We start from the raw sequence: 22031 nt of genomic DNA on the forward strand, positions 1-22031 counted from the left end.
GTCGCTAGCCAGCGCACCGGCGCCAAGCGCGATAAACGCCCGAGACCCGCCAGGAATGCCATCACGAGCGCCAGCGCCGAGCCCATCAGCGTCAGCTTGATGGTCACGACAGCACCGTCGAGAATGAGTTGCAGATAGCCGGCCCATTGGCCCATCGCTACGCCACCTTTGCTGGAATTGCAGAACATGGGACCGCTTCGCTGTTAAACAAAGCGGTCGAAGACTCGCGCGGAACTACTTGGCTGCGCAGAGTTTTTCGCGGGTGGTGGACATCGCCGCCTTTGCCGAGAAACCATAGGGCTCGATGATCTTGGCGAACTCGCCCGACGTCTTCATCTCAGCGAGAACCTTGTCGAACTCGTCGCGAAGAGCCGTGTCGCCCTTGCGGAATGCCGCGCCATCGCAATAGACCGGGGCGCCCTGTACGGGAGCGATGACTTCGATATTCGGGTCATTGGCTTTCTTAACCAGATCATTGATCGACAGGACCGGCAGCGAATAGGTATCGATACGGCCGTCCTGCAGCATTTTCAGGCCGCTCTGGCCATCCGGAACGACAATCACGCGGTCACGCGGGACACCGGCCTCGAGTGCAAGACGTTCTTCGGTGCCGCCGCCAGGCGCGCCGATGGTTGCCTTTTCATCCTTGGCGATATCGRCATAGCTCTTGAAGCCTTTTGGATTGCCCTTCTTCACCAGGAATGCTTCTGCGTCGCAAAGGATCGGCTCGGAATAGGCCACGGCATTGCAACGCTCCGGCTTCATGAAAAGACCGGCAGTAACGACATCATGACGTCCAGCCTGTAGGCCGGGGATCATTGCGCCATATTCAGAGATAGACGCCACGACGTCGTTGACGCCAAGCTTCTTGAACACTGCACGCGCAACGTCCGGGGCAGCGCCAGATACGGTGCCGTCAGCCTTGACGGCCGTGAATGGTGGTTCGTTGGCAATGGCGATACGGGCAAATCCCTGTGCCTTCAGCTTGTCGAGTGCTTCGTCCGCCTTGGCAGGCAAGGACGACACAAGGGCCGAAAGTGCCACCGCTCCAAGCAATGCGTTGATGGTTAGTAGTTTGGTCATGTTCCCAGCTCCTTTGGTTTTTCTTGTGTTGCTAATCGTCGGGGGTTCCCGTCTTCAGACGCGGTGACCGGCGGCGATGATCTTCTTCAGGAAGGCCTGCGTCCTTTCCTGTTTGGGATGGCGGAAGATTTCGTCGGGTTTGCCGTCCTCGACAATTCGCCCGCGATCAAAGAACAGAACGCGATCGGCGAAGTCGTGGGCAAAGCCCATTTCGTGGGTCACCAGAAGCATCGTCATGTCGGTTTCCCGGCAAAGCTTCCAGAGAACGTTCAGCACTTCCTCCACCAATTCGGGATCGAGCGCGGACGTGACCTCGTCGAAGAGCATAATTTTCGGCTTGAGCGCGAGCGCGCGTGCAATGGCAACCCGCTGCTTCTGGCCACCAGACAATTGCGACGGCATGGATTTTGCCTTGTCGGCGAGCCCGACCATATCGAGCAATTCCATGGCGTGGTGCTCGGCATCCTTGCGCGACGCACCTTTCGTCAACATCGGCGCCAGCGTGACGTTGTCGAGAACACATTTATGCGGGAAAAGATTGAACAGCTGAAAGACCATGCCAATCTTTTCGCGCATTTTATGCAGATGAGCATCGTCGGCTGGCTGCAACTTGTCGTTGCGTTGCATCTGATAGAGACTGTCTCCATCGACAAGGATCTCACCGCTGTCGATGCCTTCCAGCGTCATCAGAATACGCAGGATCGTCGTCTTGCCAGACCCGGATGGGCCGATCAAAGCAAGCTTTTCGCGCGGCGCAACGCTAAACGACAGGTCGTTCAGGACTTTGAACGCCCCGAAGCTCTTGTTGATGCCGTTGATCTCGATGATCGGCGCGGTATTCGTTGGGGGCATGCATGTCTCCTTCTGGTTGAGACAGCCTCATGCCCCTAACGATGGGAGACTTATGAAATCATGTCAATTGTAAAAATTAAATCATGACAATATAGATGATCGTGCTGAATTTTCAGGCGAGACGATTAAATCGCGAGCAACAGATGTTCGAGATCACCACGCAGCAAATTGGCCACGACCCCGAGGCCGGAACGCAATTCCGCTTCTGTTGTCGAGCCGAGCGAAATGCGCACCGCCGGATGCCAGGGATGGTTTGATATGCGAAACGAGGCGCMCGTGGCGATCGCCACACCTTGTAGTCTTGCATGGGCGACGAAGGCCTCCTCGGTTCGTTCCCCCGTCAGCGGCAACCAGATGTGAAGACTTTGCGGATGCGACAGAAACGGAATGCCGGATAGAACTTCCGATGCTGTGGCGTGCCTTGTGCGAAGTGCTTCCCGTTGCCAATTCACCAATTCGAGCGCGGTACCGTCCGAAACCCAGCGTGTTGCGATCTCGGCGACAATCGGCGTTGCCATCCAGTTCGATACAAGATGACGATTGGCGACGGCAGCCACGTAACGGTCCGGTGCGACCAGATAGCCGATGCGTAGTCCCGGCACGACGATCTTTGTGAAGCTGGTGAAATAGAGCGTCCGCTCCGGCGCCAGCGCCGCGATCGGCGGAGGGCGGTTCTCGACAAGCGGACCCAGCATGTCGCTTTCGATGATCGCAATGTCATGTTGGCGTGCTACCTCGACAATGGCGGCGCGCCGCTCGATGCCCATCAGCGTGGCGGTTGGATTGATCACCGATGGTTGCACGAAAACCGCGCGAATACCGCTCTCTCGGCAGCAGGCATCCAGTGCCTCCGGAACAATCCCTTGATCGTCGATCGCCAGACCCTCGAGCGTCAGACCAAGATAGGAAGCGAGCGGCGTCAGTGTGTGATGGCCAATGCCCTCGGTCGCGACCTTCGAGCCGGGCGGTGCAGCGCTCATCAGCGCCACGCTCATGGCGGCAGTCGCGCCGTTGGTCAGGCTGATATTCGAAGCCGGCACATCAAGTCCGCAGGTCCGCAGCCATTCCACCGCAACGGCCCGATGGCGTGGAAACACCACATTGGGGCGGAAGGAGAGCGCCGAACTAGCAGGCAGGTTCTCGGCAAGCCAGCCAAGCGCCTTTTTCATGCGATCCAGGTGCATGGGCTCGCAGATCGGTTTTAGAATTGAGAGATCAATGACCTCGCCAAGTCGTTCCGGCAGATAGGGCGGATCCGGCTCGCGGCGCAGCGAGCGCACGAACGTACCGCGTCCCGTTTCACCGGAAATAAGATTGCGCCGGATCAACTCTTCATAGGCGCGGCTCACGGTTTGCACTGAGAGATGCAGATCGTCAGCCATTTGCCGGTGGGTCTGCAGGCGTGCACCGCTCTCAAGTTTGCCATCGGCGATTGCACGTGCAATCTGTTCGGCCAGCGAGAGGTAGGCCGGACGGCGGAGGGTTGTCGGATCGGGGCGCCAAAATGTCATGATTTATAAGTGATCCAAGTCAGTGCAATTGACAATCGAAAAATCACAACGTCATGGTTATTGGATTAATTTTAAACAGGCGGGACATGACACCACTCAAGCTTGATCCGATCGATATTCGCATCCTTGACGAGATTCAGCGCGAGGGCCGGATCACCAAACTTGCCCTGGCCGAACGCGTCGGCATCTCGCCGACGCCATGCTGGACGCGCCTGCGCCGGCTGGAGAAAGCCGGAATTATCACCGGTTATCATGCTCGTATTGCTCTGCGCCTGGTGACGCCGGTAACAACCGTACTGATGGAAGTGACCCTTGGAGCGCATCGTCAGGCGGATTTCGACCGGTTCGAGCGGGCGATCAAGACCATACCGGAGGTTGTGGCATGCTGGTCAGTCGGCGGCGGTGTGGACTATGTGTTGAAGGTCATGGCGGGGGATATCGATGCTTATCAGCGTCTGGTGGATGGCCTCTTGCAGCGCKAAATAGGGATAGACCGCTATTTCACCTATATCGTCACCAAGACGGTTAAAGATGATGCTATTCTGCCGGTCGCCGACCTCGTAACGGCAACCGGCCCCTAGGTCCTGACCCTAGCTAGTCAATCTCTCTTCATTGCGGTCCTGATGCAGACAATCTCTCCTGGATAGCAACGGGAAACAGCCTCTCTCTCTTCATTTTCATGCGAGTCTTGTACCGAACATTTTCGGGAGAGCTGCATGTCCGCCCATTTCGCACGACCAGACCGCCATCCGGCCCTCAATGGCCTGCGCGACCGCCGCATGCTGCGCGAACTGGCTTATGTCGACGGCCATTGGACGGCCGGCGACGCAGTTCAGACGTTCGAGGTCAGCGATCCGGCGTCCGGCGCCAAAATCGGTTGGGTTTCGAAACTCAATGCCGATCAAACAACAATTGCAATCGATGCCGCGGCGAAGGCATTCCCAGCGTGGCGGGATCTCTTGCCGCAAGAGCGCACAGCCAAGCTGCGCCGCTGGTATGAACTCATCCTCGAAGCCAGGGATGATCTGGCTTTGATCATGACACTGGAACAGGGCAAGCCGCTGGCTGAGTCCCGCGGCGAGATCGACTATGCTGCATCTTTTATCGAATGGTATGCGGAAGAAGCCAAACGGCTCAACGCCGAGGGCGTTACCAGTCATCTGCCGGATGCCGAAATGATCGTCCGGCGCGAGGCCTTGGGCGTTGTTGGCGTCGTCACACCGTGGAACTTTCCATCGGCGATGCTGACGAGAAAAGCCGCGGCGGCGTTGGCGGCCGGGTGCACGATCGTTGCGCATCCATCGTCCGAAACGCCGCTATCGGCGCTGGCATTAGCCGAACTTGCCGACCGCGCAGGTATTCCGGGTGGCGTTTTCAACATTGTCACAGGCGACGCAGCCACCATTGTCCGTCGTCTCTGTGAAGATTCGCGCGTTCGAGCTTTGAGTTTCACTGGCTCGACGGAAGTTGGTCGTTTGATCGCGGCCCAGTGTGCTCCGACGATGAAAAATCTGATCATGGAGCTTGGCGGCCATGCGCCGTTGATCATTTTCGCCGACGCCGATATCGCGCGCGCGGTGGACATCGCCGTCGATGCAAAATTCGCAACGTCCGGTCAGGATTGCCTCGCAGCCAACCGCATATATGTCGAGCGCTCTATTCATGACGCTTTTGCCACTGCATTTGCCAAGCGAATCGGGGAGCTCAGGGTCGCGCCGGGATTGACCGAAGGCAGTGATATCGGGCCGTTGATGCACGAGCGAGCGGTGCAGAAGGTTGAGGAACAAGTCGCAGATGCCCTGGCGCGCGGGGCGAATTGCCTCGCCGGCGGTAAACGCCATCAGGCCGGTGCGCTCTTTTACGAGCCGACGCTTCTGACCAATGTCTCCGACGATGCGCTTATCATGCGCGAGGAAACGTTTGGTCCTGTTGCAGCGATCACCTCGTTCGACACCGAAGATGAGGTCGTCGCGCGAGCCAACGCCACGGAATACGGTCTGGTCGCCTACGCCGTCACGAAGGATGGAGCGCGAATGATGCGTCTTGGACGCAAACTCCAATACGGCATGGTCGCGATCAATCGCGTGAAAATAACCGGCGCACCGATTCCATTTGGCGGCGTCAAACAGTCAGGTCTTGGCCGCGAGGGCTCGCGTCATGGGATCGAGGCTTTCACCGAACTCAAATATCTCTGCATCGATACGCACTGAATTTTAAAGGAAATCATCATGCTTGACCGCTCTAACGAACTGAACGCCTGGGACAGGGATCATTTCTTTCACCCCTCGACGCATATGGGTACCCACGCGCGCGGCGAAACGCCGACCCGGGTGATCAGGAGCGGTGAGGGCGTTCACATCACCGATAGTACCGGACGGACCAGTATCGACGCGTTTGCCGGGCTTTATTGCGTCAATGTGGGCTATGGGCGGACGGAAATCGCCGACGCGATTGCCAAGCAGGCCAAGGAGCTCGCTTATTATCACGCCTATGTCGGGCACGGCACGGATGCATCGATCACATTGGCCAAGATGATCATTGACCGTGCGCCGGAAGGCATGAGCCGGGTCTATTTCGGTCTGTCYGGTTCTGACGCGAATGAGACCAACATCAAGCTGGTCTGGTACTACAACAATGTGCTCGGACGTCCGGAAAAGAAGAAGATCATTTCACGCTGGCGTGGCTATCATGGCTCTGGCGTCATGACTGGCAGCCTGACCGGCCTCGAACTTTTCCACAACGCCTTCGACCTGCCGCGCGCGCCGATCCTGCACACCGAAGCGCCCTATTATTTCCGTCGCGAAGACCGCTCGATGAGCGAGGAGCAATTCTCCCAGTATTGCGCCGACAAGCTTGAGGAGATGATCCTGGCCGAAGGTCCGGAAACGGTGGCTGCGTTCATTGGCGAGCCGATCCTTGGCACGGGCGGTATTGTGCCGCCGCCGGCGCAGTATTGGCAAAAAATCCAGGCTGTCCTCAATAAATACGACATTCTGTTGATCGCCGATGAGGTTGTGACCGGCTTTGGCCGTCTGGGCACCATGTTCGGTTCCGATCACTACGATATCAAACCGGACCTGATCACCATCGCCAAGGGTTTGACCTCTGCCTATGCGCCGCTGTCGGGCGTCATCGTTTCCGACAAGGTCTGGCAAGTGCTGGTGCAAGGCTCGGATATGCTGGGTGCGCTCGGTCACGGCTGGACCTATTCGGCACATCCAATTTGCACGGCCGCCGGCGTCGCCAATCTCGAATTGATCGACAAGCTCGATCTCGTGACCAATGCTGGTGAGACAGGTGCCTATTTCCGCGGGCAGTTGACGCAGGCGCTGGCTGATCACCCGATCGTCGGCGAGGTCCGTGGTGACGGCATGCTGGCCGCTGTGGAGTTTGTCACAGATAAGGACGACCGCAAGTTCTTCGATCCGGCATTGAAAGTCGGGCCGCGCATCGCAACGGCACTGGCGGAACGGGGTGTCATTGGCCGCGCCATGCCGCAAGGTGACATTCTTGGCTTCGCGCCGCCCCTGTGTTTGACACGGGAGGAAGCGGATATCGTCGTCAAAGCCGCAGCCGACGCTGTCGAGTCGGTAGCCAAGACACTCTGAGGTAGCAAAGATGATGCACGAGAAGTTTTCGAAAACCATGGCCGCGGTTCAACTCACCGGCCATGGCGGCCTCGACAAGCTGGTCTACAATACACAGGCACCAGTTCCAGCGCCTGCTGCAGGCGAAGTGCTGATTTCGGTCACGGCATGCGGCATGAACAACACTGATGTGTGGGTGCGCGAAGGCGCTTACGGCACCGAGGAAGATGCCGGCGCCGTTTCCACCTGGCGCAGACAAGAGCCGACGCTGACCTTTCCGCGAATTCAGGGAACTGATATCGTTGGAAATATCGCGGCTGTCGGCGAGGGCGTTCCGCAGGACCGCACTGGTCAGCGGGTCATGGTGGACTTCTCCATCTATAATCGTGACGACGATAGCCTTGCAGATATCGATTATATTGGTCACGGCCGCGATGGCGGCTATGCAGAATATGTCACGGTGCCCGCCGAGAACGCCCATGTCGTGGATACGGACATGACCGATGTCGAACTGGCGACGTTCTGCTGTGCTTACCTGACTGGCGAACAGATGCTGGAACGGGCAGGGCTGAAACATGGCGAACGCTTACTTGTCACCGGCGCGTCCGGCGGTGTCGGTTCCGGCATTGTCCAGCTTGCGCGAGCGCGCGGCGCAATTCCCTATGCACTCGTCGGACCTGGCAAGGAACAGGCGCTGCTCGATCTCGGCGCCGAAGCAGTCATCACGCGCGGCACGCAAGATATCGTTGCGGCGGTCAATGATGCAACGGGTGGGAAGCCCATCGATGTCGTTGCCGATCTCGTTGGCGGTGCGATGTTCAACGATCTTCTACGCATCCTGCGCGCCGAGGGCCGCTATACCACAGCGGGAGCGATCGGCGGACCGGTCGTGCAGCTGGACCTGCGTACCATGTACCTCAAGCAGCTCGCTCTGCATGGATCATCGCAGGGTACACGCGGCGATTTCCGCCGTATCGTGCGCTACATAGAGGAAGGCAAGATCAAGCCGCTCGTCGGCGGCGTCTATCGCCTGTCCGAGTTTCACAAAGCACAGACCGATTTCATGGCAAAGGGATTTGTCGGGAAACTGGTCGTGGTGCCGGACTCGAAATTCCCGCAAATGTAGGAGCGGTCTGGCTTACTGGCTGCTTTGGTTCGATTCGACCAGGGCGCCATAATTCTCGCTGGCGGCGCTCCATCGCTCCGCCGCAAGCTCGATGAATGCCTTGACCAGGGGCGAAAGGTGTCGGCTGCTCGGGTATATAACATGGAGGCCGCCGACCGATGTCGTGTAATCGTCGAGAACGCGGTGCAACCGCCCGTCCTTGATAGGAGTCGCAGCCGCCTGGTAGGGTATTTGGGCGATGCCGTAGCCTGCAATTGCAGCAGCAGTTACTGCCTGCATTTCGTTGGCGGCGAAGCGCCCAGACACTGTAACCGTTTCCTGGCCATGCAAGCCTTCCAACACCCAGTGCAGATTCGCTATCGACGGGCCGGCGATGACGCAGTGGTGGCGGGCGAGGTCCGCCGGCGCCAATGGCACGCCATGACGGGCGAGATAGTCCGGGCTGGCGCACAGAATTCTATGCGTAGAGCCGAGTTTGCGGGCGATCAGTGTGGAGTCTGGAAGGATCCCGGTGCGGAATGCGAGGTCTATACCGTTCTCGACCAGATTGAGCGTGTCGTCGGTCAGGCACAACTCGACTTTGGTTTTCGGATACGTCGCCAGAAAATCGAAAATCGCGCYGGATAAAAAGTGACCACCGAAGCCGACCGGAGCCGATATCCGGATTATGCCCGAAGGCTCTGCCCTCGCTTCCGCAAGCTGTAGATTTGCATCTTCAATTGTCCGCAGTGCCTGGCTGCTCTGTTCGTAGTAGAGACGTCCTGCATCCGTCACATTGAGGCTGCGTGTTGTGCGCTGAAGCAGGCGGACGCCGACCTCGCGCTCAAGCGCGGCAACGCGGCGGCTGACCGTCGTCTTGGGCATGCCCAGCAGCCGCGCGGCGGCCGTGAAGCTACCGGCCTCGATGACGCGAGCGAACACTACAATATCGTTGAGATCCAGCATTGTATCCAAATTCGGGACGATGTTTTCCAATTATAGACTATTATGGTTTAATGTGACAGGCCTTAACTTTGCTTCATTGGAAACAAAAGGAGCAGAGATATGACCACCAAACGAAACGTTCTGGTTACCGGCGCTACGGGTCAGCAAGGCGGCGCGGTTGCGCACGCACTGCTATCGGGAGGACATCGCGTCAAAGCACTTACGCGTAAGCCGGACAGCGATACCGCGCGGCGACTGGCGTCGGCAGGCGCCGAGATCGTGGCCGGCGATCTTGGTGACGCGACATCCGTTTTGAAGGCTGCAAATGACGTCGATACGATGTTTTTGATGGGCAACAGCTACGAGGCCGGGGTGGAGGCGGAAACCCGCCAGGGGATTCTTGCCGCCGACGCTGCAAAGGCTGCCGGTGTCGGACATTTGATCTATTCGTCCGTCGCCGATGCCGACAAGAAGACCGGTATCCCGCATTTCGACAGCAAATACCTTGTCGAGAAACATGTCGCCGGCCTTGGCATCCCCTATACAATCAGCGCGCCGGTCGCCTTCATGGAGAATATCGTCGCGCCGTGGTCGATTGGCGCGCTGCGCCAGGGCACGCATGCATTCGCGATGCCTCCCAAACGCGCTCTCCAGCTGGTAGCCGTGGCGGACATCGGAGCTTTCGTTGCCGCCCTGGTTGAGCGGCGCGAGCGCGTGTTCGGCAAGCGTTTTGATTTCGCCGGGGATGAGTTATCCGGCGAGGAGCAGGTGAAAATCCTCTCGCAAGCCATCGGCCGCCCGATCAACTATCAGGAAATCCCGATCGCCGCGGCTCGCCAGCAAAGTGAGGATGTGGCACTCATGTTCGAATGGTTCGACCGCGTCGGCTATGATGTCGATATCAGCGCCTTGCAGCGGGATTTCCCGGAAGTCAGCTGGCACAGTTTCGCCGGCTGGGCGCGCAAGTTTGACTGGAGTTTTCTTGAACAGACGTCTTCTACCTGAGCTCTTATAGACATCCCCGGGGCGATGAAAACCCGGGCGGAAGCGGACCAGCAGTAATCGCAAGATTGGGGTCCGCTTCCCATTTCACTTATTTGCTTGTGAAGTGGAGCGTCTGTTCCGCGTCGTCTGTGGTGTGTCCTTGTCAGATATTTCATTTTCCACCGACGCACTCAGTCTTTGATAAATGCCCRATCCAACGACCAACAAAACGCCGGTGAGCAGCAGGAGGGTAGGGTAAATCATCATGGGGACGTCTTTTTTCCCGGCCTCGAATACTGCAACCAATCCTTCGAGAAACACTGCGATGGCAATGGTCGAGATGAATTTCGTCAAACTCCTGCGTGCCTCGTCCGCCCGACGCATTTCACGGGCGCGAATTGCCTCTTCTTCCAACAGGTATTTGCCGACATCGAACACCGCGATGGCAATCACGGTGTATCCCACTGCTTCAAGCAGGGTCGTGCCGATGTCGGCACTGTATGTCAGCAAATCGCTCACAACTTCATAGGCAGCGTAAGCGATCAAACCGAAAGCCAGCAACATGAGAAACGCGCTGGCGACGCCAAATGCAATGCGGGTAACTCTGTCGAAAATCATTGCCTAAGTTCCCCTGAAAATTTCCTTGTAGATATCTCTGGTCTTGGAATCGCTTCAACTCGGTGGCCCATTTTGATGCGTCGCCGAGTCTGTGTTTTTCGGCTACCTCGATCATTGCACCACATAAGTTGCAGATGCACTAATCTCTCACTTTGTTACGGGCCAGTTTGCGCAGGGCACGCAAGTTTGACTGGAGTTTTCTTGAACAGACGTCTTCTACCTGAGCTCTTATGGACATCCCCCATGGCTCCTGCCGTTGCGATGGCTCCCGCAATGTCGGCAACTGCAGGGTGCTACACGCGACAACAGGTTCGCTCCGGTTAGACGGACCCGGCGCGTCGTGCGAACAAATGCAATAAGAAGCGCTGCTCCCGGTCCTCGAACAGGACCGCGATATCGAACCGCCGGCCCCCTCCCTCGCAGATATCGGTTTCTGGCGCATGGGAAATTATGCCGGTATGATCTGCTCGACAACCATTTGCGGGTATTGGCGTTCATATAGCCTTCGCCGCAATGGCGACGTTCTAGCTCTTCGAATGGACCTGCTCCCTCTGAACGAGCATCGTCAGAACAAAGACGCTTTCCCGAGATTCACATTGAGACTGGATATGAAACCCCAATGCCATATCCCGAAGAAAACTGCTCCGTTAATTATCAAAACGGAGCAGGTTTCCCTTTTTGCATCATTGCCACAAGGAAAACGCAGGCGAGGGCGCCCAAGGCCGCAACAGAGAAGCCGTCAATAAATGACAGCACGGCGGCTTGACGCGCCACAGCGGTCGCGAGCAAGCTCGTGGCCTGTGCAGTCGCAGCTGCTGGATCGCTTGTGTGCAGTCCTAAGGCACTCCGGAAAGCCGCTATCCTGTCGAGTGTCAATCCGGCGATCCCGTCGATGTGCAGGCCTATGAGGTTCGAATGAAGTTGTTCGCGTATGCGTACATAGGTCTGCATGAATGCAGTGCCAATTTCCCCGCCAAACAAGCGGCTGATCTGGATGAGGGCGCCGATCGTGAGCGCCTCGGCAGGGTTGATCGATCTCACGATCAATACCACCAAGGCCGTCAGTGCAAAGGATTGACCTAAGGCCTGTAGAATCTGCGAGGGAAGGAAATCGCTTGTTACCCATTGACTTGTCAGGTTCGTAGCCATCAGACAGGCTGTGCCAACCAGCGCGGCACCAATCGCAAGAACCCATCTCCCATCGACACGTTTGAGCAGCGCTCCAAGGGGGATCACGATGAGAAGTTGTGGAAGCGCAATCCAGAGCAGGACCGAGCCCACCTGAAGCTCGCGAAAATTCTGGACTGTCTGAAGGTAGGTGGGAATGATGTACGCCGTTGATAGAATTATGAACCGAAAGCCCGCGAGCAGGAGGAGCAGCAAGACCAGATTCTCGCGGAAAATCAGACGGATGTTTATGAAAGGGTGGTCCGTAACAAGTTCGCGGACGATGAACGCAGTGGTCAGCAAGAAACCGGATGCCAGCAACGCGCTGATCATGCCATTGTTGATCCAATCCAGTCGATTGCCCTGATCCAGACCCGCATACAACAAACTGAACCCGATGGCGGCGTAGGCCACACCTGGCCAGTCGAACCGGCGCAGAAGATCAATTTTGATTTCCTCCCGGGGGACGCCATGCCAAACACACACCGCCATAACCGGCAGCATCACGCAGTACTGCCAGGATATCCATGCCCACGACCAATTGTCGGAATACCAGCCCTCCAGAGATGCTGCTACATTAAGGGATAACTCGATATTCATCGCATAGATGGCGATGCCGTAGATGACCATGGTTACCGGGAGGCTCCGCACTATGAAACTGATCGTGAGTGGAATGAACGTTCCAGATCCTACGCCGGCCAGAAACTGCATGGTCAGGAATGCGGCAAGGTTGGGAGAGAATGGACCCAGAAGGCTCGCGATGAAAAACAGGATGATCCCGAGAAGCAGAATTCGGCGAACACCGAATATCGCGCCGAGATATGGCGATGTGACACCGATCAGCATCTGGCCGACTGCGAAACTGGTAGTGAACCAAGCCCCTTCGTCATAGCCTGCGCCAAGCGCCCCGCGCAGATCCGCAAGGCCAAAACTTGTCACACGGCTGCCCAGCGTGGCCATGACTGCACCCAGCATTACGCCGACGAGACCGATATACGGGCGGTACGAATCGATCGAAAGTCGGGGATGCTGTTCCGAAACCGGATGKAGGGCAATTCCCGCCGAGCTGAAGGGCCCTGCTTGGAGACTCATGGCTGTGGCGAGGCTTTGGCTGAACTGGGGTGTGGCTCTGTAGCGGACCTCGTGTCGACTGTCGCTTGTACCGACATTCCCGGCCGTACAAGCTCGCCAAGGGCCGGGTTGGCATCGAGCACAATCTTTACCGGCACCCGCTGCACGACTTTCGTAAAGTTGCCCGTTGCGTTGTCAGGCGGCAGTAGTGCGAAGGTCGAACCCGTACCTGGTGACCAGCTGTCCACATGGCCGGTCAGCACGACGCCGGGAAAGGCATCGACCGTTACTTTGGCGAGTTGACCCATCCTGATATACGTCAGTTGGGTCTCTTTGTAGTTCGCCGTTACCCATAAATTCGGCATGGGAACAACGGCGATGACCTGGGTCCCGACATTGACGAATTGACCGGGCCGAACCTGACGTTGACCGACAAGGCCGTCGGCCGGTGCCAGAATGCGTGTGTAACGAAGATTGTTCTCGGCGAGACGGACCTGCGCCTCCGAAGCCTTCACCTGCGCGGCAAGCAATTGCTCCTGCACGTCGARCCCGGCGAGCAGTGCGTTCTGCTGATCGAGCTGCGCCTTGCTCAATTCGAGCTGGGCATTGGCGCGCTTTTCGGTTGCGTCCGCTTGCTCAACCAATTGTTCGGTGCTCGCAATCCGCGTAYCGAGAAGCCTGTGCTGGCGGGTCAGCTCGAGGGACGACCGTACAAGGTCTGCATTCGCAGCCGCGATCGTCGCCTCGGCCTGTCTCACGAGGGCGCGTTGTACATCGCGTTGATGGGCCAGATTGGCAAGTGAAGCGCGCGCCGAAGCGAGGTTCGCTTCAGCAAAGGCAAGCTGTGCGCGGTAATCGGAAGGTTCAATTTCGACGATGAGGTCGCCCCTGGCAACGGCTTGATAATCTCCCACCGCGACATTAGCCACATAGCCGGAGACCTTTGCAGAAAGCGGAGTAACGTCTCCTGCAACGAAGGCGTCCTGTGTTGCCTGGAAACGGGCGTTGCCAATCCATTTATTCCAGTTGGCGGCAACGAGCCATGCCAGCAAGGCGACCACGAATACGAAAAGAACCCGTAGCAAGGGAAACAGCCATCGCCCGCCCTTGTTGCTCGCGGTGCCTCCCGTCGCTGTTGACGATCCACTCTCCAATTTGATTCCCTCAATGAGTTCGTTTGATCACTGCGATAGACTGGGAACGAGTACGTGCATTGACGGTTATATCGTGGCTTTGATCTCCTTGCCAATGTATGGCGAAGGCAGCGACATCAGCCGCCGCGCTGCGAGCCGAAAAGACCGCCCTACAGGCACAGCTTGCCGAGGAGAGGCGTTCGCGCCTTCGGGCATCCCAACTCTATGACGAAGCACAGAACGCGCCACGGCAGCGGCGGAGGCGAATAGGATATCCCATGAAATGCTTGAACAGACTATTCGCGGCGACGCTGCTCCCGGAAGCGCTTGGACTGCTGATGACGATCAGTGGGTGCGGGACAATCGAGCAAAGGCAAACTGAGCAGGTGATCGGGGCTGCAACCATTCAAGGACAGTTGGCGGCAGGGCCGGTTGCTCCAAAGAAGCCGGCCGAGTGCGAAAGGCATATGGAGCGCGTGAATCCCAAGGTTGGGGACAAGAACCGTTTCACGCAATACCGCTGGCTCTACAATGCTGATCTCATCGATGCGCAAATCGATCGATGCAACCGCTTCATGGATGATTGGGCAAAGGCGCAATGATGGTCGATCTATCTCTCAATGACATCTACAAGTCGATCGGAGCGCTCACAGCCGAAGTGCAGGGCTTGCGCCGGGACATGGAAGCGTCGGAACGACGTGCCTTTGCCGAGAACCGGGAAGCCGATGAAAAGCGCGCAATTGTTCATCGGCGGATGGACGATATTGTCAACGAGGTTGGTGACGTCAAGACCGATATCGCTACCATTACCGATCAGGTCAAGGACAGTAAGAAAGTCACTGACCAGGTGAAGCAATGGCGGGCAATGGGCTTGGGCGGACTAGGAGTCGTCGGGATTGCCTGCACGGCACTTGGTATCAGCCTTGCCAGCTCAAAAAAGCAGGTTGTGACCAGCTAGACCGATTTAGCGGGGATACGGTGAAGGAAGGCGACAACCGTCAAGGTCCGAACCTCGCCGGCATCGTCGGCCGCAGGCCGGCTCATTGCCGGACTACAACTACTCGTCGTCGATGAAGCAGTCCGGCATCATCTGGGACGAGGCAAATCTCGACCAGTTCATCGCCAATCCCGACCAGGTGGTAAAAGGCAACAGCATGAAACCCTATGGCGGCATTGCCGATGCCGCGCAACGCAAGACGATCATCGAGTTCCTGAAGTCGGGCGACTAATTCCTTTCGGCATGAAAACGGTCGGCACAATGGGCCACATTTCGTTCCTCATAGCATAGGAGAGAGGGCGGGAAAATACTGCAAAACAATAAACATGCTTTCCCGCGGAAGCCACCCGTCAGTACCATATCCAGGCCAAAGCTTTCTAGCGAGGCTTGGTGGACTGCCAGCCACGACGTCTCTCCCGCCACACACCGGTAAGCAATTTTTCGATTTCCTCCGCGCTATGCTGCTGGAAGCGACCAGCCAGCGTTACCGCCAAGGCGTAACGGTCTATCCGGGCCGGCCGCATCTCCTCGGCCCTGTCGGCTTGCCGGTTGATTTCGCGCGCATGAGTTCCTCGTCGTCTTCCATCATGATAGTCCCGCCTTTTCGCATATATTCCCATCGACCGTTTGTTTCCGCGGCAGCTCCGGACCGGCTACCATGGCAGCCATGAATTGTCTGCTTTGCTCGTGTCCTCCCTGGCCTCTATCATATCCACAAGTGCACGCTTCACCTCCGGCTCGGTCCAACCAGCTTCAATGGCCTCCACAATCAATTCTTTAAGGGCTTCAACCCGCCGTTCATTATTTTCCGCAATTGCCGTAAAGCGCTCTTGCAAGGCCCGCTCGCAGTCAAGACAGCGTTTAGGGTGTATAGCAGGTAGTACAGGTCCTTTAATCTGAGCCATAGGTCTCTCCAATCCAAGGCCAGGATGCACATAACTGCCAACAACGTCAGCATGGCGTCTCAAGTTGCATCTAATGACTGGCCGGAGTGGATCGCCGCCCACCGCGAGGGGCGAATTTTGATAGTTAGGGCCGCAGGCAATTCTAATAGGTGAGGCCGACGTCGTCACGACCACGCTAACGACGCCAGACCTCGGCCGAAGAGTTCGGCGCTCTCCGACAGATTACCAACTACGATAGCAAAGGTTCGTTCCGGCATGCATGCACGAATTCATCCTGATAGCATGCTCAATGTCCTCGCTCGACGCCGTCGTTCGTCCATTGGCGGACAAGTGCGGAACGATCCCGTCACTCATGTGTTGGAGAGCTAGCAGCCACATTTCAGGCGGGTTGGGATGACCAAAAAGGGACAAATCCGAGCACCCGCCGAGGTGTTCAAGCGCGGTCTTCGCCACAAGGACTTTGCGACGCATATTCAAACCGGACATAGCGTTCCGGAGAACGACGAAAGATTTCATGATCTCTTAGCCCGGCTGGATAAAAGCCGAGAGAGAGCAATCAGATCAGTAGAGATTGTTCTTCTTCAGGCACGTGCTCTGCTGTTCGCGATTAGCATCGTGCAAAGCTTTCATGTCCGCACTGTAGCGCTTCTCCTGCCGCCACTTCCGGGACCTTGCCGCTGCCTTCGCCTTCTGCTCGGGACTCGGTGGATTGGCAGCCAGCGGATTGGCAGCCAGCCATTTACGCAGTCTTGCAGCCGCCTTAGCTTTCTTGTCGGCCCTAGTCGTATCATCGCCTTTTGTCATGCATAATCTGTTGTCAATTTCAGGCGCATGAAAACGATCAGCACCTTGGGCCACATTTCGTCCCACATATCGCGCCACAAACCATGGGCGTCAGCAGGTTTCGGCCACAACGACCGGCTTCAARGTGAARTTCATCATCATACYAACAAAAAGGCGGTGGACTTTCGAGCACCSCCAATGTGGATAATGTTTGCAATAATCGATTTCATAAAATGTGCTGTAGCTGCTCTTTTTAAAGGCCCGGTCAACTGGAGTCTCAAGGATAGCCAACCGGGGCTATTGGCCTTGGGGCCTTGCACTCTCAACGATAGCATTAATCAGACGACGCGAGATCGGCCTAAAGGCCTACGAGCAAAAATCAAAAGACCTACACATCCTTATGTATGCGCCCTCGGACTACAAAAACATCAGTTCTGAGAGTTTTAATGCCCATCAACGTTCTTGGCCACGCACAAAGACTTTGCCCGCCAAGATACGTGTGATTGTAGACGGCTTGGTTCAATGGGGGCACGAATTCTCGGCCACCGCCACATAAGTTGGTCATCATACGACGCCTGAGATGTGCACCTCAATCAACCGCGTAATAGCTTTGCGCGCTTCCGCTTCGGGCCAACCCACCGACTTAGCGTCTTCCAATAGCTGCAGTAACGCCACTCCCGCATGCGCCTGGAATTCCACTTCCAAAGCTTCCTGGCAATCCAGGTCGTCGCGGTCATCCTGTGGCGGCATTATGGGCATGGTGGCTTTCCGTTGCTGTTCGCGGTGGTGATTACGGGTATGGTTAACAAAAAGTGAGGCTCGCCGCGGAGTTTCCCGAAGGGTGGGTGAAATTACGACGAGCCTCTGTTGCCAGGTGCGTGTGATGTCTGCCGGACAACGCTGCTCCAACTCTCATCAAAGTCATTAGTTCCGGTCAATCGTGTAGATTTCAGTGCTATCAGCAACGTCCCTTAGCCCCTTAAAGGATGTGTGACGCAGTTTTCGATCATGCGTCCATCCGCCGAATACGACTTCAGCTACGAGACTCGGTTCCGTAAACACCAGTGTCTTACCCTTGACCGGCGCCGCTGGCTTGTCGATGCGCATGGTATCGAGCTTTTGTTTCAGGTCGCGAGCCAGTTTGGACGAAAAGCCTGTACCGACGTTGCCGACATAAACGAGCCCATCTTGACTGTGCGCTGCAAGTAGCAGACTTGCGATTGACCCGCGTACCTTGACGGAAGGTTCATAGCCAATGACCGCAAAGCTTTCGCTGTTGCTGCATTTGATTTTGAGCCAGTCGCCGGACCTTCCGGAGCGATAGGTGCTGTTTCGATCCTTCGCGATGATCCCTTCAAGTCCGTGCATGCACGCGTTCCGCAGAAGGAGCTCTCCATCTGTATCGAATTCTTCCGAAAGCCGGATCGCCCCTACGGCATCCGCAAGCAGGGTCGCGAGCATCTGCCGCCGCGACGATAGTTCGATGCCGGTGAGGTCGTGACCGTCGAAGTAAAGCAAATCGAATGCGTAAAGGACTGCGTTCTTTGCCGCGCGTGTCGCCCGCCGGCCGCCGAGGTCCTGTTGCAACAGTCCGAAGTTGGGCAGGCCCTTTTCGTCAAGCACGACCGCCTCACCATCTAGGATCATGGTAGCCGGTCCGAGATCTTTCGCTGCTGCGGCTATGGCCGGAAAATAGGATGTCCAGTCGTGGCCACCACGGGTGATGATGCGCACCCGGTTCGGTTCTACATGTACGGCCAGACGATAGCCATCCCATTTGACCTCGTAGGCCCAGCCACCACCGTTAGGCACCTTTGTGGCGAGGGTCGCCAGTTGAGGTTCAATACGCGCTGGCATGGGATCAAGCGCAAGCTGCGATTGCCGCTTGTCGCGCGGCTTTATTGATTGGCTTTTGAGTGGTGCATTGAGATCGGTCAGAAGTCCGATTGTCTTCAATTTGCGTGTCGAGCTTTTTGCCATCCAATTCGAACGTGAAATGATCGGCATCAGTTCCGCACGGCCGGTAGTCAATTTTCATTATCCACCATTCTCAGGAGGAACCTCTATTGGCGCCAACCCCGGCACAGCACGTAAAAGGAAGTCCATAGGGTGGGCGCCCATCCCACGAGAGTTGAAACTGCTATTCTGTTTTTGCCCTGCTCGTACTTTTGAACCTGGGCGTATGAAAAGCCCATGGCCCTTCCAAACTTCTCCTGTGACATCCCGGCTTGAAGCCGAGGTTCCTTAAGCTTAGCCCCAATTTCAATGTCAATTTTTTTAGAATGATATACTGGCAACCTTGTGTCTCTCCGACGGTCTCTCTGAACGTTTCCATGCGATGTTTCATGAGGAAGTTTTAAGCGGAATTGCAGATCGGTCTCCGACTATAATTTTGTCTCCCCCATTTGTTGCAGGAAGTTCGCAGAGCCCGAGGGGGGCGTCAATCGCGTTTCTTTTCGTCGTGTCGAGCGTTTTGCCATGCTCCGGAACGATGTATGAACGCTGAGTTCCACACCTTCTGATAGACAATATTCATACGGAAGGTTTTTTTGTTGCTGCACAGCAACTAAAAGAAGAATCCATTAATCACACTATTCTTTGATCTCAACCGGCGGTTGCGGATGCATTCGAATCGCGTGTAGTGCTTTTGGACTATTTTGGGGCAGATCACGCGGGGCCATCATGAACGGCAGTGCTTTTGGAATTCTATTCACCAGCAAGGAAAAACTGCTGGCGGGCGCCTGAAGTAACTCATTGCGGGCATGGCATGGCCTTGACCGCGTCGATGGTCAGGTCTTCGGCTATTACGGGTGCAACGATGGTGTCAGCCGTATTGCAAATGAACCGGGAATCGATGCTGATCAGCCCCAGCTTGGCTGACAGGGGAGAGCTTCGATTGTTGGGATTTTTTCGCGCAATAAAGATGGCCGCGACCGGTGAGGTGCTGCAACAGATTGATACGCAGCTTCTAGGCGGCAGTTGCACCGTTTCCCTGCGCCTGAAACAGGAAAAATCAGGCAAATATGTCGTCTTGGCCGGTATCGCCAGTGGCAACTACCAGTACTATCCCATGGAGCGTCACGAGTTCATGGAGTTTGCCAACAATGTCGCCCAAATGAAAACGTTGTTGCTGCAAGAGCCATCAAACGGCTAGATATTTTGCAAAGGGTCGGTCGCGAACCGAGCCTGCTCAATCGGGCGATAATTAATGGGAAGTTCACAAGGGTCGGGGGCGGGCATCGATGGGAACGGGCCACCCCTGCGGGGGAGCGCGTGCGGGCCTGCGTTTGATATTCCGCTTAAGTCTCGGGACCCCTTGGGGTCGTCGGAAAATGTTGGATCACCTTCAGAAACCCTTTATCAAACAACAACAATGCCGCGGCAAACACTCGGGCGGTGTGCTAAAATAAGGAAGCTAGCAACGTAATCTACAGTACTGAAATTGGCATGAGGTGGTGGCAATGGAAATGCAGCAATCATTGAAAGACGTGACATTGTCGAGTGATCAGGCGCGCCGCCGTGCGATGGCGGAAAATCTTGTCCGGAGTTGGCCACGAGACCGAGCATGGAGTTTCGGATTTGCCTGGCGATGGGCTGTCGACAATCACTACGATCCAAAAAGCTTCCAAGATCTGTTGAGAAGGATCGGCATCGAACAAGGCTTTGGCACGATAAGCAACGTCAGGAAGCACACGATCTCGTCCAGACCATTCCTGCATGCCGTGATGACGTTTTCCGACAAAGGGCGCATGCAATCGGGGGAAGCCATGATCTTCCGCGCGGCGCGATCGATGAAGCCGTCAACAATCGGCTCGCTCTGCACTCAAGAGTTCCTTGACCACTATACTAGCGCTGACGTTTGGCAATTAACTGATCTCATTCGCGCCTCAGAGTCTTAATTTTTTTGCGAGCCGTGTCGGCCTGGAAAATGGCCGAAAACAACGCCCGGGGCAGCGGCAGTCACCTCAACTGAGCCTTTGTAGATTAGCAAAGGTTCAGTCGGCACCGGAGGCCCATCGCCGGTTTTCGCGAGAATTCGCGCGCGACCGCGTCGCGGGCCCCAAGGCCTCTATGCAAGTTATTGGCATCCCCTTTGACCTTTGCCTCCCATCCTCAATCAACCGTGCGCAAACTCTCAGCATAAACACCTAAACTGGTCCCACGGCCGATGACGAGGATGCGCCCTCCAGGTGTAAGACTCTGCCTGAAGTCGTTCGAGACGCCACAAATGCGGTCGGAGAAAAACGGTAGCCCTTGGAACTCAACTGGTGAGCGGCATCGTCTGTCACCGTACTGATTGGCCCGTACCACCGTAAACGGGAGTTCGACGTGATGGCCGACGATCGCAGCAAGAATCATCGAACGGCGATGACCGCTGCATTCTTTCCCAGAACATAAGAGAGGAAAGGAGCGGCCAAGATGCCAGCTTTTTTCGCCATCTCGCTTCCCGCGACATTGGCAGGGCCCTTCAGAACTTTGAGGACAGCCCAAGACACAAATGCCGCGGTGGCCATACCAGCAGCAAAGCCAGCTAAGCCGGTTGTAGAGACCCATTCAGTTGATGGCAGGAAGTTATAGCCGAGCATTGCTGCAAAAACTGGCAGGCAGCCGAGCAGCAGCCAGATCCCAAGCAGAGCCCTGATCGGTTTAGGTAGTAGCGATGCTGTCATTTCTTCATTTGGACCACTCATAGCCGGTGAGCCATCTTAGGTACCCGAAATAATGCCCGAGCCCGCCATCTCTTCCATGGCTTTTCTTGCTGGCTCGTCGCCATTGTCAGCTGCCTTCTTGAGCCATTCCGCAGCTCGGCTGTTGCTTTGCTCTACACCTCTACCACGATAGTACATGAGCCCAAGGTTGCGCTGCGCAACGGGCTCACCGAGCGCCGCGGCCTTATTGAACCAACTTAAAGCGGCTGCATCGTCCTGCTTCACGCCCTGTCCCATGAGGTAGAGGTAGCCGACGTTGGTTTGCGCACCGGCAACTTCCTGTACGGCTGCCTTATTCAACCACTCAAAAGCTAAGGTATCGTCCTTGGGAACGCCTTTACCTGCCAGGTACAACTGACCGATATTCGTCTGAGCTGGACCAAAACCCTGCTCGGCAGCCTTGCGATACCAGTAAACCGCGAGGTCATAATACTGGGCCACCCCCGAACCGACCTCATACATGTAGCCAAGATTGTTTTGTCCCTCCGGGCTACCTTGCATCGCCGCTTTGCGGTACCATTCGGCGGCCAACTTGTCGTCTCTTGGTACCCCATCGCCGCTGTTGTATAGTGCACCAAGGT

Annotated in this window: 24 protein-coding genes and 1 pseudogene; 10 read left to right on the top strand and 15 right to left on the bottom strand. The window is 56.5% G+C overall.

The features are described from left to right. The 4 genes and pseudogenes from ACXJ5O_RS03930 to ehuR all read right to left on the bottom strand — a co-directional run. Positions 1-155: pseudogene (locus ACXJ5O_RS03930) on the bottom strand (ectoine/hydroxyectoine ABC transporter permease subunit EhuC); the annotation flags it as partial. A 79-nt stretch (positions 156-234) separates the two neighbouring features. After that, the gene (gene ehuB, locus ACXJ5O_RS03935; protein WP_457298744.1) at positions 235-1083 is read right to left on the bottom strand and encodes an ectoine/hydroxyectoine ABC transporter substrate-binding protein EhuB; all 849 of its coding nucleotides are present in this window, start codon (positions 1081-1083) and stop codon (positions 235-237) included. Between the two features lie 54 nt (positions 1084-1137). After that, a complete protein-coding gene (gene ehuA / locus ACXJ5O_RS03940; RefSeq protein ID WP_457298745.1) occupies positions 1138-1935 on the bottom strand; it encodes an ectoine/hydroxyectoine ABC transporter ATP-binding protein EhuA in 798 nt (265 codons plus the stop codon). Positions 1936-2060: 125 nt separating this feature from the next. Beyond that, on the bottom strand, positions 2061-3446 hold the full coding sequence (ehuR, locus tag ACXJ5O_RS03945; RefSeq protein ID WP_457298746.1) for a MocR-like ectoine utilization transcription factor EhuR: 1386 nt from the start codon (positions 3444-3446) through the stop codon (positions 2061-2063). 86 nt (positions 3447-3532) lie between these two features. Between ehuR and ACXJ5O_RS03950 the strand changes: the two genes are divergently transcribed. From ACXJ5O_RS03950 to ACXJ5O_RS03965, 4 genes are all read left to right on the top strand, one after another. After that, on the top strand, positions 3533-4027 hold the full coding sequence (locus tag ACXJ5O_RS03950) for an Lrp/AsnC family transcriptional regulator (protein WP_457298747.1): 495 nt from the start codon (positions 3533-3535) through the stop codon (positions 4025-4027). Positions 4028-4162: 135 nt separating this feature from the next. Continuing rightward, on the top strand, positions 4163-5656 hold the full coding sequence (locus ACXJ5O_RS03955) for an NAD-dependent succinate-semialdehyde dehydrogenase (RefSeq protein WP_457298748.1): 1494 nt from the start codon (positions 4163-4165) through the stop codon (positions 5654-5656). A gap of 18 nt (positions 5657-5674) precedes the next feature. Continuing rightward, positions 5675-7054: an aminotransferase gene (locus ACXJ5O_RS03960; RefSeq protein ID WP_457298749.1), complete on the top strand. Its 1380-nt coding sequence runs from the start codon at positions 5675-5677 to the stop codon at positions 7052-7054. Between the two features lie 10 nt (positions 7055-7064). After that, positions 7065-8159: an alcohol dehydrogenase family protein gene (locus ACXJ5O_RS03965; protein WP_457298750.1), complete on the top strand. Its 1095-nt coding sequence runs from the start codon at positions 7065-7067 to the stop codon at positions 8157-8159. Positions 8160-8171: 12 nt separating this feature from the next. On the opposite strand, the gene ACXJ5O_RS03970 is transcribed toward ACXJ5O_RS03965, so the two are convergent. After that, the gene (locus ACXJ5O_RS03970) at positions 8172-9104 is read right to left on the bottom strand and encodes a LysR substrate-binding domain-containing protein (protein ID WP_457298751.1); all 933 of its coding nucleotides are present in this window, start codon (positions 9102-9104) and stop codon (positions 8172-8174) included. A gap of 99 nt (positions 9105-9203) precedes the next feature. Here ACXJ5O_RS03970 and ACXJ5O_RS03975 point away from each other — a divergent pair, with 99 nt between their 5' ends. Further along, the gene (locus ACXJ5O_RS03975) at positions 9204-10088 is read left to right on the top strand and encodes an NmrA/HSCARG family protein (protein ID WP_457298752.1); all 885 of its coding nucleotides are present in this window, start codon (positions 9204-9206) and stop codon (positions 10086-10088) included. Positions 10089-10172: 84 nt separating this feature from the next. On the opposite strand, the gene ACXJ5O_RS03980 is transcribed toward ACXJ5O_RS03975, so the two are convergent. The 3 genes from ACXJ5O_RS03980 to ACXJ5O_RS03990 all read right to left on the bottom strand — a co-directional run bounded on the left by ACXJ5O_RS03980 (position 10173) and on the right by ACXJ5O_RS03990 (position 14077). Continuing rightward, positions 10173-10631 carry a GNAT family acetyltransferase gene (locus ACXJ5O_RS03980; RefSeq protein ID WP_457298753.1) on the bottom strand — a complete coding sequence of 153 codons (459 nt, stop codon included), beginning with the start codon at positions 10629-10631 and terminating at the stop codon, positions 10173-10175. 708 nt (positions 10632-11339) lie between these two features. After that, positions 11340-12944, bottom strand: a complete 1605-nt coding sequence (locus ACXJ5O_RS03985; RefSeq protein WP_457298754.1) for an MFS transporter — start codon at positions 12942-12944, stop codon at positions 11340-11342. Continuing rightward, complete coding sequence (locus tag ACXJ5O_RS03990) at positions 12941-14077, bottom strand: HlyD family secretion protein (RefSeq protein WP_457298755.1); 1137 nt, start codon at positions 14075-14077, stop codon at positions 12941-12943. Before ACXJ5O_RS03990 ends, ACXJ5O_RS03985 begins: the two co-directional genes overlap by 4 nt. A gap of 257 nt (positions 14078-14334) precedes the next feature. Between ACXJ5O_RS03990 and ACXJ5O_RS03995 the strand changes: the two genes are divergently transcribed. The 3 genes from ACXJ5O_RS03995 to ACXJ5O_RS04005 all read left to right on the top strand — a co-directional run bounded on the left by ACXJ5O_RS03995 (position 14335) and on the right by ACXJ5O_RS04005 (position 15285). Then, positions 14335-14658, top strand: a complete 324-nt coding sequence (locus ACXJ5O_RS03995; RefSeq protein WP_457298756.1) for a hypothetical protein — start codon at positions 14335-14337, stop codon at positions 14656-14658. Then, positions 14655-15014: a DUF1515 family protein gene (locus tag ACXJ5O_RS04000; RefSeq protein WP_457298757.1), complete on the top strand. Its 360-nt coding sequence runs from the start codon at positions 14655-14657 to the stop codon at positions 15012-15014. The genes ACXJ5O_RS03995 and ACXJ5O_RS04000 overlap by 4 nt, the downstream gene beginning before the upstream one ends. A gap of 85 nt (positions 15015-15099) precedes the next feature. Next, a complete protein-coding gene (locus tag ACXJ5O_RS04005; RefSeq protein WP_457298758.1) occupies positions 15100-15285 on the top strand; it encodes a c-type cytochrome in 186 nt (61 codons plus the stop codon). A gap of 421 nt (positions 15286-15706) precedes the next feature. On the opposite strand, the gene ACXJ5O_RS04010 is transcribed toward ACXJ5O_RS04005, so the two are convergent. The 5 genes from ACXJ5O_RS04010 to ACXJ5O_RS04030 form a co-directional block, all read right to left on the bottom strand. Then, positions 15707-15958, bottom strand: coding sequence for a hypothetical protein (locus ACXJ5O_RS04010; protein WP_457298759.1), 252 nt, complete (start codon positions 15956-15958; stop codon positions 15707-15709). A gap of 561 nt (positions 15959-16519) precedes the next feature. Continuing rightward, positions 16520-16762: a hypothetical protein gene (locus tag ACXJ5O_RS04015; protein ID WP_457298760.1), complete on the bottom strand. Its 243-nt coding sequence runs from the start codon at positions 16760-16762 to the stop codon at positions 16520-16522. A 543-nt stretch (positions 16763-17305) separates the two neighbouring features. Beyond that, a complete protein-coding gene (locus tag ACXJ5O_RS04020; protein WP_457298761.1) occupies positions 17306-17500 on the bottom strand; it encodes a hypothetical protein in 195 nt (64 codons plus the stop codon). A gap of 165 nt (positions 17501-17665) precedes the next feature. After that, a complete protein-coding gene (gene ligD, locus ACXJ5O_RS04025) occupies positions 17666-18721 on the bottom strand; it encodes a non-homologous end-joining DNA ligase (RefSeq protein ID WP_457298767.1) in 1056 nt (351 codons plus the stop codon). Between the two features lie 83 nt (positions 18722-18804). Continuing rightward, positions 18805-19038 carry a helix-turn-helix domain-containing protein gene (locus ACXJ5O_RS04030; RefSeq protein WP_457298762.1) on the bottom strand — a complete coding sequence of 78 codons (234 nt, stop codon included), beginning with the start codon at positions 19036-19038 and terminating at the stop codon, positions 18805-18807. A gap of 401 nt (positions 19039-19439) precedes the next feature. On the opposite strand from ACXJ5O_RS04030, the gene ACXJ5O_RS04035 reads away from it, so the two are divergent. Continuing rightward, positions 19440-19895 carry a hypothetical protein gene (locus tag ACXJ5O_RS04035; protein WP_457298763.1) on the top strand — a complete coding sequence of 152 codons (456 nt, stop codon included), beginning with the start codon at positions 19440-19442 and terminating at the stop codon, positions 19893-19895. A 307-nt stretch (positions 19896-20202) separates the two neighbouring features. Continuing rightward, positions 20203-20640: a hypothetical protein gene (locus ACXJ5O_RS04040; protein WP_457298764.1), complete on the top strand. Its 438-nt coding sequence runs from the start codon at positions 20203-20205 to the stop codon at positions 20638-20640. A 456-nt stretch (positions 20641-21096) separates the two neighbouring features. On the opposite strand, the gene ACXJ5O_RS04045 is transcribed toward ACXJ5O_RS04040, so the two are convergent. Together ACXJ5O_RS04045 and ACXJ5O_RS04050 are read right to left on the bottom strand one after the other, a co-directional pair. Next, a complete protein-coding gene (locus tag ACXJ5O_RS04045; RefSeq protein ID WP_457298765.1) occupies positions 21097-21432 on the bottom strand; it encodes a hypothetical protein in 336 nt (111 codons plus the stop codon). A 15-nt stretch (positions 21433-21447) separates the two neighbouring features. After that, the coding region (locus ACXJ5O_RS04050) for a tetratricopeptide repeat protein (RefSeq protein ID WP_457298766.1) at positions 21448-22031 on the bottom strand (584 nt) is incomplete at its 5' end.

The organism is Phyllobacterium sp. P5_D12 (assembly GCF_054049495.1).

What these genes read in the sequence shown, in the direction of transcription:
- ACXJ5O_RS04020 (WP_457298761.1), bottom strand. Translation starts at nt 17,500, where the DNA reads ATGCCCATAATGCCGCCACAGGATGACCGCGACGACCTGGATTGCCAG.
- ACXJ5O_RS04010 (WP_457298759.1), bottom strand. Translation starts at nt 15,958, where the DNA reads ATGGCTCAGATTAAAGGACCTGTACTACCTGCTATACACCCTAAACGC.
- ACXJ5O_RS04015 (WP_457298760.1), bottom strand. Translation starts at nt 16,762, where the DNA reads ATGACAAAAGGCGATGATACGACTAGGGCCGACAAGAAAGCTAAGGCG.
- ACXJ5O_RS04040 (WP_457298764.1), top strand. Translation starts at nt 20,203, where the DNA reads ATGGAAATGCAGCAATCATTGAAAGACGTGACATTGTCGAGTGATCAG.
- ACXJ5O_RS03965 (WP_457298750.1), top strand. Translation starts at nt 7,065, where the DNA reads ATGATGCACGAGAAGTTTTCGAAAACCATGGCCGCGGTTCAACTCACC.
- ligD (WP_457298767.1), bottom strand. Translation starts at nt 18,721, where the DNA reads ATGGCAAAAAGCTCGACACGCAAATTGAAGACAATCGGACTTCTGACC.
- ACXJ5O_RS04045 (WP_457298765.1), bottom strand. Translation starts at nt 21,432, where the DNA reads ATGAGTGGTCCAAATGAAGAAATGACAGCATCGCTACTACCTAAACCG.
- ACXJ5O_RS03955 (WP_457298748.1), top strand. Translation starts at nt 4,163, where the DNA reads ATGTCCGCCCATTTCGCACGACCAGACCGCCATCCGGCCCTCAATGGC.
- ACXJ5O_RS03995 (WP_457298756.1), top strand. Translation starts at nt 14,335, where the DNA reads ATGAAATGCTTGAACAGACTATTCGCGGCGACGCTGCTCCCGGAAGCG.
- ACXJ5O_RS04000 (WP_457298757.1), top strand. Translation starts at nt 14,655, where the DNA reads ATGATGGTCGATCTATCTCTCAATGACATCTACAAGTCGATCGGAGCG.
- ehuA (WP_457298745.1), bottom strand. Translation starts at nt 1,935, where the DNA reads ATGCCCCCAACGAATACCGCGCCGATCATCGAGATCAACGGCATCAAC.
- ACXJ5O_RS03975 (WP_457298752.1), top strand. Translation starts at nt 9,204, where the DNA reads ATGACCACCAAACGAAACGTTCTGGTTACCGGCGCTACGGGTCAGCAA.